The following is a 10,751-nucleotide window of genomic DNA, read 5'->3' as shown; positions in this document are numbered from 1 at the left end:
AGGTCTCTACGGTTCGGCGCATGCTGACCGATCCGTACGGCGACGAACAACTGGTGGAGCTGTACGACGGCGACAACGAGCCCGGCGACGACCACGCGTACTACCGGGCCCTCGCGGACTCCCTGAACACCAGAACAATCATCGATCTGGGGTGTGGGACCGGCCTGCTGACGCGGGCTCTGGTTGCTACGGGACGTCGGGTGATCGGTGTCGATCCGAGCCCGACGATGCTCGGGTTCGCCCGTCAGCAGCCGGGCGCTGACGCGGTGACCTGGATCGACGGTGACGCCTCAGCGATCGCCGATGACGTTCAGGCGGACCTGGTGATCAGCAGCGGGAACTCGATCATGCACGTCGAGGACCTGCCGGCGACGCTGAAGCACCTGGCCGCGGCGCTGCGTCCGAGTGGGGTGATCAGCTTCGAGAGCCGCAATCCCGCCGTACGGGCGTGGGAGCAGTGGACGCCGGAGGTGTCCGAGCGGGCGACGCCGTTCGGGGTGCTGCGGGAGTGGATGGAGGTCACCGAGGTCGAGCAGGGCCGGGTGACGTTCGACGCGTACAACGTCTTCGAGGACGGGCGCGAGGAGGTCTACACGACCGTCCTGTACTTCCGGACCGCCGAGGAGCTGGCGGCTGCTCTGTCCGCGAGTGGGTTCGGGGAGATCGAGCTGCGCGGTGGTTGGCACGACGAGCCGCTCACCGCGGAATCTCGCCTGATCGTCGTCAAGGCCCGGCGGGTCTAGAACAACGCGGCGATGAGGTCAGCGGGGTCCGTACCGGCCGGCCAGTCGCTGACCTGACCGTCGCCGAGCTCGACGATCCGCCAGGCGCCTGAGGCGTTCCGGGTGAGGTCGACGGTGACGAACGGGAGGGCCAGCTCGGCGACCAGCGGCTCGACCTCGATCAGGTCGAGTCCCGTCGGCAGGTCGTCGGGGGTGTCCGGGTGTGGCGTCGTCAGGACGCAGCGGCCGCCGACCCACCAGGTGCGAGCCTCGGAGCCGGTGAAGTGCTCGAACCGCCGTACGACGAACCCGCCGGTGAACGCGTCGTCGCGCAGCTCGAGGAAGCGCGCACCGATCCGCTCGACCGCGGCCTCGTCGGTGAGGTCGGGCAGGTAGCAGGCCTCGGACCAGTAGTGCTTCATCGACTTCACGTAGTCGCGCAGGACGCCGGCGCCGCCTCCTAGGGCGCGGGTCGCCTTCAGGAGCTCGGTGAGGTCGCTGCCTTCGGCCCAGACGGATGCGGGGGTGACGGTGCGGAGGCCTTCGTACCAGCCGGGGAGCTCGTGGGCTGTGCGGTACTCGTCGGGTGTGGTCCGCAGTTGGACGCCGCGAGCTTCAAGCGCGCCGGCGAAGGCGGTGTACTGCGAGGAGGACAGCATCCAGCCGCGGTAGACCGCGTCGTCGGCTGCGGGCACTCGGGCCACCGCCGAGGCAGCGTCTTCGGGGGATCGGACCAGTGCATCGTGATCCACCCTCGCGACCGTCACACCGTGGGCGCGGGCGGCTGCTGCCTGCGCGGCGAAGTGTGGATCGTCGCGCCGCGGATTCAGCGGGTCCCCCGGTACGAGCAGCATGCACTGCATTCTCCCGAACCCGGCGCCGCTTCGCCTCCCGTTTCCGCGCGTTGCCCGGCAGCCCGGTGCCCCTCAGCTCCGGACCGCCAGGGGTCAGCGCACCCCGTACGCCCGCACCACACCCTGGTCCACCTTGTTGCCAGCAGCATCGATCGCGACGTTCCGCGGGCCGCCGGACCCTGCGCACGGCTGGTTCAGCGTCGGTGGTGAAGTTGTCTGTGGCAACGGCTCGGCCCCCGAGGCCCGGGCGCTCTCCTACCCCCTCCTCGTCAGCGAACGGCTTTGGAGGGCGGGGTGGGCCTGTCGTCGGTCCAGCCGGATTCGAGGACGACGCTGGCGCCGGCTTTCAGGCCGATGGACTCGGAGCTGAGCAGGCGGCCGGTGGTGGTGTCGACGACGTACCGGGTGCGGCCGTCGTTGATCATGGTCGGCTCGGCGCCGGGCTTGCCGCCGCGGCCGGCCCACTCGTAGCTGAACGCCGTACCGGTCCTGCCGATCGGGTCCTTCACGTTCACCTCGAACTTCGTGCCCGGCAGCATCGACAGCACCCGCAGAGCAGCACCACGCAGCTTGGGCGGCGACGGCATCTCGAACAGCAACCGCCCGGCCGCGCTGAACACCTGGTAGTCGATCTCGCTGTCGGACGCCCCCGGATCGGCGTTGGCGGAGAGCACCGCGCGCAGCTTCTCCGGATCGGTCGGCAGGGCCTGGATCTGCTGCGCGGTGACCGGTTTGATCCCACTCAGGTAGTACCCCGGCGGCACCTGGTCGAAGGTCATCTTGTTCACCACGGGCTCACCCGGCGCCATCGTCACCGGGTCCACCTCGTACGACAGCTGCCACGACCGCGGCGACCCCTGCGCCTTCCACAGCGCCGTGTCGGCCGGAGTCGCCGGCCGAGCCCCCAGGTCGACCCAGCCGAACCAGGACTCGACACCGACCTTCATCGGCATCCAGCTCTCGGTGATGTTCCGCCGCTCCAGCTTGTACGGCGGCTTGCCGACCGTCGTCGTCCCGCGCAGCTGCAGGCTCCGCACCCGGAAGTACTTGCCGGAGACCTTCTCGTTCTGCTCCTGCTTGACCGCCAGGTCCAGCAGCACCTGACTGGCAGTCCGCAGCTGCGGCACCGACGTCGTACCAGGCACTGGTGCAGCATCCGGGCCAGAGCCGGGGGAGAGCAGCACAGGCGTCGCCAGCGCAACCAGCGCGACCGTGGCCGCAGCAGCGGTCAGCACGATCCCCACCCGACCAGAGCGCGCAGCGGCGTACCAGCGGCTGACTCTGCTCGGCGGAGTCGTCTCAGCCCTGACCAGCGCCTCCAGCTCACGCCGGGCCTTCGCCGTCGCCTCAGGCGTCGGACCGGACGGCTCGGGGAAGGCCGAGCGGAGCTTGTCGAGGTCGTCCATCTCAGTCCTCCTCCAGCTTGGTCGGGTCGGTGTTGCCCAGATGCTCCCGTACGACGCGTCTCGCGCGCGACAACCGCGAGCAGACCGTGCCGTACGCGATCCCCAGTGCGGCCGCGACCTCGTCGTAGCTCAGTCCGCCGAGCGCGACCAGCATCAGCACCTCGCGGTCCTTGCTGGACACCTTGGCGAGGCCGGCGGCCAGTTGGCGGCCAGCCTGCTCGGCGGTGACCTGCGCAGCGACCCGCTCCTCGTGCCCGCCGGACGGCAGGGGCAGCGGCAGCTTGGCAGTCGCCCGCCAGGCCCGGACCTCGTCCCGCCGGTGCCGGCGGATCAGGTTGGTCGCGATGCCGTACAGCCAGGCCCGGACCACACCGCTGCGGCTGTCGAACCGGTCCCGCTGCCGGAACGCGATCAGGAAGGTCTCCGAGGACAGGTCGTCGGCCAGGTCCGGGCCGAGCCGGCGGGCGACGTACGCGTGCACCTGCGGGAAGTACTTGTCGAAGATCAGCGTGAACCGGTCGGGACTGCGCACGGTCGACTCCAGGAGCCGGGCGTCCTCGTCGGGTACGACCTGGGCCCGTACGGCGGCCGGGCGGCCTGGCAACGCGACGGTCGCCAGCGCGAGGTCGGGGGTCATCGAGCTCCTCACTCGACCGGCCTGGTCAGGTCCCTGCGTGGGGCCCGTGGCAGCGGCGCTGCCGTTCGGCTCACCCTGTTCTTGTCCGATGTCCCCAGAACCCTTCTCGTACCCCGCCGACTGCACCGCGACGTTGACGCGCGAAGGTGCCCGCCGGTGGTCACGGCGGGAGGATTCGGCGGACGAGAGTGGTCAGGAGTGGTCGAGAAAGCCTCGCGCGGCCGCCTCGTCGGCGGGCCAGACGTAGACCGACCAGCCGTCCTTGGTCCGCGCGGCGGTCGCCTTGATGCCCAGGTCCTTCAGCTTCGACACCGCGACCCGGGCCTCGTTGTACGACTTCGTGGTCCGGACGTCGACGAGTAGTCCGAACTTGTCCTTTTCGGCCGGGGAGTAGTCAGTACGGCGCACCAGCGAGCCGCCCTTGGGTCGCGAGAACGCCCAGCGGCACAGCAGCACCACTCCGCCGATCAGGGCGATGGCGACCACGGGGAAGAGAAAGTACCGGTCGGCGAACACAGTCACAGTGTCTCGCACCAGATCTTCTCGAGAATGGAAAGGTCCTGAGGTCTTGGCAACCTTCCGGGTCCCCGGGGAGTCTTTACCAACACACGCTGCAGTGCGGCCAACTCGGGGGCTGCCGGAAGAGCGGAGGGCACGGACATGCTCGCACCGACCCCAAACGCAAGTTCCGTCAACGACAATGTGGTCCGCCTCGCCGGGCTGCTCGACGTCCGCTCGGTGGGCGACGTTCGTCAACTTCTCAACGACCTGATAGATCGGACCGACGGCGACGTGGTGGTCGATCTGGAGGCGGTCGACGCGGTCGACGCCACCGGGCTCGGCCTGCTGGTCGCCACCCACCGCCGGACCCAGCTGCTCGGGCGACGCCTCGTCCTGCGGCACCCGGTTCCCTCGGTGGTCCGGATCCTCGCGGTCACCCGGCTGCACCGGATCCTGGCGGTCGAAAGGACCCCGCTCCCGATCTCCGCGTAGGCGGACGACCGACGCTCGCGCGCGGGGACGACCCCGCGTGGCGGAGCCCTGTCCAGAGCTCGGTGCCTGTGATCTAAGCCGCTGGTGACACCCGTCACGAGCTGCGGACTCACAAGGGCACACAGTCCTACTCTCGGGTACATGACCGCGAAGGACCGACCCTGGGTGATGCGCACGTACGCCGGCCACTCGTCGGCGGCCGAGTCCAACGCGCTGTTCCGGCGCAACCTGGCCAAGGGCCAGACCGGGCTCTCGGTCGCCTTCGACCTGCCCACGCAGACCGGCTACGACCCGGACCACGTGCTGGCCAAGGGCGAGGTCGGCAAGGTCGGTGTACCGGTCGCGCACCTGGGCGACGTACGGGCGCTGTTCGACGAGATCCCGCTCGCGCAGATGAACACGTCGATGACGATCAACGCCACCGCGATGTGGCTGCTCGCGCTCTACCAGGTCGCCGCGCAGGAGCAGGGCGCGACGCCGGACGAGCTGACCGGTACGACGCAGAACGACATCGTCAAGGAGTACCTGTCCCGCGGGACCTACGCGTTCCCGCCGGACGCGTCGCTGCGGCTGACCACGGACCTGATCGCGTACACGGTGACCAACGTTCCGCAATGGAACCCGATCAACATCTGCAGCTACCACCTGCAGGAGGCCGGCGCGACGCCGGTGCAGGAGCTGGCCTTCGCGCTGTCGACGGCGATCGCCGTCCTGGATCGCGTCCGCGACGGCGGCCAGGTGCCGCCGGAACGGTTCGGCGACGTGGTGCAGCGGATCTCGTTCTTCGTCAACGCCGGCGTCCGGTTCGTCGAGGAGACCTGCAAGATGCGGGCCTTCGTGAAGCTGTGGGACGAGATCACCGAGCAGCGGTACGGCGTGACGTCGGCCAAGGCGCGGCGCCTGCGGTACGGCGTCCAGGTGAACTCGCTCGGCCTGACCGAGGCGCAGCCGGAGAACAACGTGCAGCGGATCGTGCTGGAGATGCTCGGCGTGACGCTGTCGAAGAACGCGCGCGCCCGCGCCGTCCAGCTGCCGGCCTGGAACGAGGCGCTCGGCCTGCCGCGGCCGTGGGACCAGCAGTGGTCGCTGCGAATGCAGCAGGTGCTCGCGTACGAGTCGGACCTGCTGGAGTACGAGGACATCTTCGACGGCTCGCACGTGATCGAGGCGAAGGTCGCCGAGCTGGTCGAGGGCGCTCGCGAGGAGATCGACCGGGTCCAGGCGATGGGCGGCGCGGTCGCGGCCGTCGAGACCGGGTACCTGAAGCAGGCGCTGGTCGCGTCCCACGCCGAACGGCGGCAGCGGATCGAGTCCGGCGAGCACGTCGTGGTCGGGGTCAACAAGTTCGAGAACACCGAGCCGTCGCCGCTGACCGCCGACCTGGACACCGCGATCCAGACGGCTGACCCGGGCGCCGAGGCGGCTGCGTTGAAGTCACTGGAGCAGTGGCGTTCCGCGCGGGACGCTTCGGCTGTCGAGGCTGCTCTGGCGTCGTTGCGTGAGGCCGCGAAGGGGACCGACAACCTGATGCCTGCGACGCTGACCTGTGTACGGGCCGGGGTGACGACGGGCGAGTGGTCCGGCGTACTGCGGGAGATGTTCGGCGAGTACCGGGCGCCGACCGGAGTGTCGGGCTCGGTCGGGGTTTCCGGTGCCGGGGCCGAGATCGCCGCCGTACGGACGAAGGTCGCGGCGACGGCCGAGGAGCTGGGCGGGCGGCTGCGGTTCCTGGTCGGCAAGCCGGGCCTGGACGGGCACTCGAACGGCGCCGAGCAGGTCGCCGTACGGGCTCGTGACGTCGGGTTCGAGGTGATCTACCAGGGCATCCGGCTGACACCCGAGCAGATCGTCGCCGCCGCGGTCGCCGAGGACGTGCACTGCGTCGGCCTGTCGATCCTGTCCGGCTCCCACATGGAACTCGTCCCGCAGGTGGTCGCCGGGCTGCACGCGGCCGGCCTGTCCGACGTACCGGTCGTGGTCGGCGGCATCGTGCCGGACGGCGACGCCCGCGCGCTGAAATCAGCAGGCGTCGCCGCCGTCTACACCCCGAAGGACTACGACCTGACCGGCATGATGTCCGACGTCGTCGACGTCATCCGCCGCGCGCACGGTCTCTAGCCCTGGGCCTGCTTGGCCCTGATCAGGTCCTCCACGTCCTTGGGGAGCGTGGTCTCGAAGTCGAGCAGCTTGACCCAGTCCGGGGTGAGGGTGATGCGGACCATCTCGTCGTACAGGTCCTTCACTCCGGCGGTCCAGTCGACGTGCTGCTCGTCCGTCATCACCTTCTTGCCGGAGACGATGTACTCCTCCGGTACGCCGTCCTCGAGCGTCAGCTCGACGCTGCCGCGGATCAGCAGCACCTTCGGGGGGAAGGCCGCCTTGTCGATGGTGAGCGCGACCCGCGGGTTCTTGCGCAGTGCCTTGACCTTGGCCGACTTCGGGATGGTGAAGCTCTGCAGCTTCTCGCCGTCGAAGTGGAAGCCGATCGGGATCACCCGCGGCTCACCGTTCAGGGCGACGTAGGAGAACCGGGCCGGCTGATCGCCGAACAGCAGCTGCTGCGCGTACGGCTTGGCCAGGATCTCGGCGATCTCGTGCTGGTTCATCTCTGGTTCCTTGTCGTCGTCGGGGTCTTACATCAGGGGGACGAAGCTGCTCGACGGCTCTCGACATCGCTAGGTTGGGAAAATGCCGGAAACTTTCGCGGTCGGGGCCGGGCAGGTCGAAGTAGGCGACGACGGGGCGGTCTCGGCCGTGCAGCATCCGGTGCGCGGGCACTCGATGCTGCTCTCGGACGGGGCCTGGCACGACCCGACGCACCACTGGGGCAAGGGGTTCGTGATCACCTCGGCCGGGAGCTATCGCTTCGATGCGCCGGTCTTCACTCGCTGGCGTTCGAGCGGGATCGACTTGCTGTACCGCCTCGGCCCGTTGGAGCTGCGGGTGGGACGGCGGTTCGGGGAGCGGTGGACGGAGACCTACGAGCTGCGCAACACCAGTGCGGGGGCTGTCGAGATCGGCTCGCTGGCGGTCAGTACTCCGTGGCGTGACCTCTACAGCTCCAGCCGCGAGAGCCTGCGCGGCGCGGTCCACGCTCACGTGTGGACCGGCGGTGCGGACTCCTGGGTCTGGGCGCAGCCGATGGACGGCAGCGGGCCCGGTCTGGGGCTGCGGCTGATCGAGGGCGAGCTGTGGGCGTACTCGGTCGAGTCGCGGGACACGGAGACGAGCAGCAACAGCCGTGGGCATCTCTACCTGCACGTGACGGACCACGCTCGGGCGCCGCATGCTCTGGGCGGGCAGGAGCCTGTGGTGCTGGCTCCGGGGGAGTCGTACCGGTGGACCTGGCAGCTGGAGTGGTTCGACTCGCTGGCGGACTTCCGGGCGAGCTGGCAGCCGCTGGTCTCTGCGCCGGTGCTGGCTGGGCTGGTCGGGTCATCGCTGTCGCTGGAGCTTGCGGATGGGGTCAGCGGGCCTTCGTCGGTTGTCGGCTCGGAGCCTGGCGTCGAATACGTCGAGGTCACCGACGGCAAGGTCAGGTCCCGCGTCGGGCTGCTCTTCCACGAGCCGCTGCGCGAGATCGTCGAGCGCCGGATCCGGTTCGTCCTCGACCACCAGCGCCCGGTCGAGCTGAGCGACAGCCGGCGCTTCTCCTTCGTCCCGTACGACGCCCGTACGGGACTGCGGCTCCTGTCGGGCGGCTGGCGCGACTGGTCCGACGCGCGGGAGCGGATCGGCACCGCGCTGCTCCTGCAGGAGGCGCGCGACCTCGGGTGGGGCTCGCGCGCCGAGCTGGACGAGGCCCTGGCCGGTTATCAGCAGTTCGTCATGGAGCACCTGGTCGCGGCGGACGGCACGGTCGCGGACGACAGCCTGCACGAGAGCCGGACCCGGCTGTACAACTTCCCGTGGTTCGCCCGCTTCCTGCTCGGCCAGGGCGATGTCGACGGCGCCGTACGCGTCCTCGACCGGTACTACGCGCTCGGCGGCGACCACTTCCTCGCCTTCGACCTCGGCCCGCTGCTGCGGGCGCTGGCTGCGGTGACGCCTGCGGAGACGGCCTCGCGCATGCGGGAGCACCTGCGCCGGCACGCGGCGGCCTTCATCGAGTACGGCGACGACCTGCCGCCGCACGAGGTCAACTACGAGCAGTCGATGGTCGCCCCGCTGCTGGAGCTGCTGCTGGCGGCGTACAAGGAAGGCATGGTCGACCTGACCGAGCTGACCCGTCGCCTGCCCTGGCTGACGGCCTTCGCCGCGGACCAGCCCGACGTGCGCCTGCGGCACATCCCCATCCGCCACTGGGACGGCTACTGGTTCGGCCTGCTGCGGCTGTGGGGCGACGTCTTCCCGCACTACTGGTCCGTGCTCAGTGCAGCGGTCTACCTGACTTGGCCGACCGACGAACTGCAGGCAGCAGGCGAGGCGATCCTCCGGGCCAACCTGGCCAACTTCCACCCGGACGGCTCGGCCACCTGCGCGTTCGTCTACCCCAGCGCGGTCAACAACCTTCCCGCCCACGTGGCCGACCCGCTGGCCAACGACCAGGACTGGGCGCTGGTCTACGCCCTGCGCCTATCCGCAGAGTCGCTGGGGACGAACCACTCCCCATGATGACTCGCCGCCTGCTCGTCAAAGCCGCTCTGGCGGGGGCCGGTGCAGCTGCCCTCACCGGCTGCTCCGGTTCGGTGTCCACCAGCTCCGAGGGGGGTCCGCTGGAAATCACCTACGGCGACGACGACTCGCAGGTCGCTGACCTCTACCTTCCGCCGGGCTCGGAGAAGGTCCCGGCGGTGGTGGTGATCCACGGCGGGTTCTGGATGAGCGGGTACGGCAAGGAGCTGGCCACGCCGCTGGCCGAGGACCTGGCCAAGAACGGCGTGGCGGGCTACGCGATCGAGTACCGGCGGGTCGGCAACGGCGGTGGCTGGCCGATGACCTTCGACGACGTCGGCGCGGCCATCGACGCGCTGGCGGACCAGCCGCGCATCGCTGTCGATCAGGTGGTCGCCGTCGGGCACTCGGCCGGGGGACACCTGGCCGTCTGGGCTGCCGGCCGCTCAGGACGCGTGGCGTTGAAGGGCGCGGTCTCCCAGGCCGGAGTGCTCGACCTGATCAACGCGTACGACGCTCAGGTCGGCGGTGACGCAGTCGTCCAGCTGATGGGCGCCACACCGACGCAGGACAAGAAGCGGTACGCCGCTTGTTCGCCGTACGAGCAGCTGCCGTTGAAGGTCCCGGTCGCCCTGGTCCACGGCACCCGCGACGGCCAGGTGCCGCTGGACCAGAGCCAGCGGTACCTGGCCGCCGCGAGGAAGGCTGGCGGCGACGTCGTGCTCACCGAGCTGCCAGGTGTCGGGCACTTCGAGCTGATCGACCCGAAGCACGACGCCTGGGCGACCTGTCGCAAGGAGGCCCTGCGGCTGCTCAGCTGAGCTCAGGCAGCAGCTTGCGGAAGGTGTCCATCAGGTGCGTGTGCAGGCTGGTGCCGTACGAGATCCGAGTGGCACCGGCTGCGACGAGCTGCGCTGCCGTCGGACCGTTCGGTGCCGCGTGCGCGTTGAGCGGCCCGCCGATGCCTTCCTTCAGCTCGGCGATCGACTCCACCGGCGCGAAGATCGGGTACACACAGTCCGCCCCGGCACGCCGGTAGGCCCGGCCGCGAGTGATCGCGTCGGCGACCGTTCCGCCGTGCAGGAACGTGTCGATGCGTGCGTTGACGACCAGATCGGCTCCGGCAACCTCCCGTACGCCGGCCAGGTAGTCCGCGTGCTGCTCCGGCGACGTCAGCCCGCTCCCGGTCGAGTCCTCCAGGTTGCAGCCCGCAGCGCCGGTCTCCAGCAGCCGCTCCGCGAACTCCCGCGGGCTCAGCCCGTACCCGGCCTCCAGGTCCGCAGTGACCGGTACGTCGACCACCCGGACCATCCGGGCGACCACAGCGAACATCTCCTCCGGTGGAGTCAGCTGGCCGTCGTCGTACCCCAGCACCCGCGCGGCCGCTCCGCTGCTGGTCGCCACCGCCGGGTAGCCGGCTTCGGCGACGATCCGGGCGCTGACCGGGTCCCAGGCGTTCGGCAGCAGCAGTGGGGTGTCGCCGTGGTGCAGTGCGCGCAGCGTCTCGGCTTGGCTCATCGACGCC

At 69.9% G+C, this 10,751-nt stretch carries 11 protein-coding genes; 5 read left to right on the top strand and 6 right to left on the bottom strand.

The features are described 5' to 3' along the window. The first annotated feature begins 20 nt into the window (after window positions 1–20). On the top strand, window positions 21–743 hold the full coding sequence (locus ACYVIO_RS36795; RefSeq protein ID WP_460655611.1) for a class I SAM-dependent methyltransferase: 723 nt from the start codon (window positions 21–23) through the stop codon (window positions 741–743). Here the strand turns inward: ACYVIO_RS36795 and ACYVIO_RS36790 are convergent. The 4 genes from ACYVIO_RS36790 to ACYVIO_RS36775 all read right to left on the bottom strand — a co-directional run bounded on the left by ACYVIO_RS36790 (window position 740) and on the right by ACYVIO_RS36775 (window position 4,153). After that, entirely contained in the window at window positions 740–1,576 is an 837-nt protein-coding gene (locus ACYVIO_RS36790) for an ATP-grasp domain-containing protein (RefSeq protein ID WP_460655610.1), read from the bottom strand. The two genes, ACYVIO_RS36795 and ACYVIO_RS36790, sit on opposite strands and share 4 nt — an antisense overlap. A 269-nt stretch (window positions 1,577–1,845) precedes the next feature. Further along, window positions 1,846–2,982 carry a CU044_5270 family protein gene (locus tag ACYVIO_RS36785; protein ID WP_460655609.1) on the bottom strand — a complete coding sequence of 379 codons (1,137 nt, stop codon included), beginning with the start codon at window positions 2,980–2,982 and terminating at the stop codon, window positions 1,846–1,848. Between the two features lies 1 nt (window position 2,983). Beyond that, window positions 2,984–3,619 (bottom strand): RNA polymerase sigma factor, encoded by a 636-nt coding sequence (locus ACYVIO_RS36780; protein WP_460655608.1) that lies wholly within the window; start codon window positions 3,617–3,619, stop codon window positions 2,984–2,986. A 192-nt stretch (window positions 3,620–3,811) separates the two neighbouring features. Then, on the bottom strand, window positions 3,812–4,153 hold the full coding sequence (locus ACYVIO_RS36775) for a hypothetical protein (protein ID WP_460655607.1): 342 nt from the start codon (window positions 4,151–4,153) through the stop codon (window positions 3,812–3,814). A 126-nt stretch (window positions 4,154–4,279) separates the two neighbouring features. Here ACYVIO_RS36775 and ACYVIO_RS36770 point away from each other — a divergent pair, with 126 nt between their 5' ends. Continuing rightward, window positions 4,280–4,612 carry an STAS domain-containing protein gene (locus ACYVIO_RS36770; protein ID WP_460655606.1) on the top strand — a complete coding sequence of 111 codons (333 nt, stop codon included), beginning with the start codon at window positions 4,280–4,282 and terminating at the stop codon, window positions 4,610–4,612. Window positions 4,613–4,753: 141 nt separating this feature from the next. Next, window positions 4,754–6,730 (top strand): protein meaA, encoded by a 1,977-nt coding sequence (locus tag ACYVIO_RS36765; RefSeq protein WP_460655605.1) that lies wholly within the window; start codon window positions 4,754–4,756, stop codon window positions 6,728–6,730. On the opposite strand, the gene ACYVIO_RS36760 is transcribed toward ACYVIO_RS36765, so the two are convergent. Next, a complete protein-coding gene (locus ACYVIO_RS36760) occupies window positions 6,727–7,218 on the bottom strand; it encodes a pyridoxamine 5'-phosphate oxidase family protein (protein ID WP_460655604.1) in 492 nt (163 codons plus the stop codon). The two genes, ACYVIO_RS36765 and ACYVIO_RS36760, sit on opposite strands and share 4 nt — an antisense overlap. Window positions 7,219–7,300: 82 nt before the next feature. Between ACYVIO_RS36760 and ACYVIO_RS36755 the strand changes: the two genes are divergently transcribed. Together ACYVIO_RS36755 and ACYVIO_RS36750 are read left to right on the top strand one after the other, a co-directional pair. Further along, window positions 7,301–9,226: a hypothetical protein gene (locus ACYVIO_RS36755; protein ID WP_460655603.1), complete on the top strand. Its 1,926-nt coding sequence runs from the start codon at window positions 7,301–7,303 to the stop codon at window positions 9,224–9,226. After that, on the top strand, window positions 9,223–10,047 hold the full coding sequence (locus ACYVIO_RS36750) for an alpha/beta hydrolase family protein (RefSeq protein ID WP_460655602.1): 825 nt from the start codon (window positions 9,223–9,225) through the stop codon (window positions 10,045–10,047). The genes ACYVIO_RS36755 and ACYVIO_RS36750 overlap by 4 nt, the downstream gene beginning before the upstream one ends. Here the strand turns inward: ACYVIO_RS36750 and ACYVIO_RS36745 are convergent. Beyond that, a complete protein-coding gene (locus tag ACYVIO_RS36745) occupies window positions 10,040–10,744 on the bottom strand; it encodes an isocitrate lyase/PEP mutase family protein (RefSeq protein WP_460655601.1) in 705 nt (234 codons plus the stop codon). The two genes, ACYVIO_RS36750 and ACYVIO_RS36745, sit on opposite strands and share 8 nt — an antisense overlap. Window positions 10,745–10,751 lie beyond the last annotated feature (7 nt).

The sequence above is a fragment of the Kribbella endophytica genome (assembly GCF_054781295.1).
This window is presented reverse-complemented; position numbering and strand designations above follow the sequence as displayed.

What these genes read in the sequence shown, in the direction of transcription:
- ACYVIO_RS36750 (WP_460655602.1), top strand. Translation starts at nt 9,223, where the DNA reads ATGATGACTCGCCGCCTGCTCGTCAAAGCCGCTCTGGCGGGGGCCGGT.
- ACYVIO_RS36780 (WP_460655608.1), bottom strand. Translation starts at nt 3,619, where the DNA reads ATGACCCCCGACCTCGCGCTGGCGACCGTCGCGTTGCCAGGCCGCCCG.
- ACYVIO_RS36765 (WP_460655605.1), top strand. Translation starts at nt 4,754, where the DNA reads ATGACCGCGAAGGACCGACCCTGGGTGATGCGCACGTACGCCGGCCAC.
- ACYVIO_RS36770 (WP_460655606.1), top strand. Translation starts at nt 4,280, where the DNA reads ATGCTCGCACCGACCCCAAACGCAAGTTCCGTCAACGACAATGTGGTC.
- ACYVIO_RS36795 (WP_460655611.1), top strand. Translation starts at nt 21, where the DNA reads ATGCTGACCGATCCGTACGGCGACGAACAACTGGTGGAGCTGTACGAC.
- ACYVIO_RS36755 (WP_460655603.1), top strand. Translation starts at nt 7,301, where the DNA reads ATGCCGGAAACTTTCGCGGTCGGGGCCGGGCAGGTCGAAGTAGGCGAC.
- ACYVIO_RS36745 (WP_460655601.1), bottom strand. Translation starts at nt 10,744, where the DNA reads ATGAGCCAAGCCGAGACGCTGCGCGCACTGCACCACGGCGACACCCCA.
- ACYVIO_RS36790 (WP_460655610.1), bottom strand. Translation starts at nt 1,576, where the DNA reads ATGCTGCTCGTACCGGGGGACCCGCTGAATCCGCGGCGCGACGATCCA.
- ACYVIO_RS36760 (WP_460655604.1), bottom strand. Translation starts at nt 7,218, where the DNA reads ATGAACCAGCACGAGATCGCCGAGATCCTGGCCAAGCCGTACGCGCAG.
- ACYVIO_RS36785 (WP_460655609.1), bottom strand. Translation starts at nt 2,982, where the DNA reads ATGGACGACCTCGACAAGCTCCGCTCGGCCTTCCCCGAGCCGTCCGGT.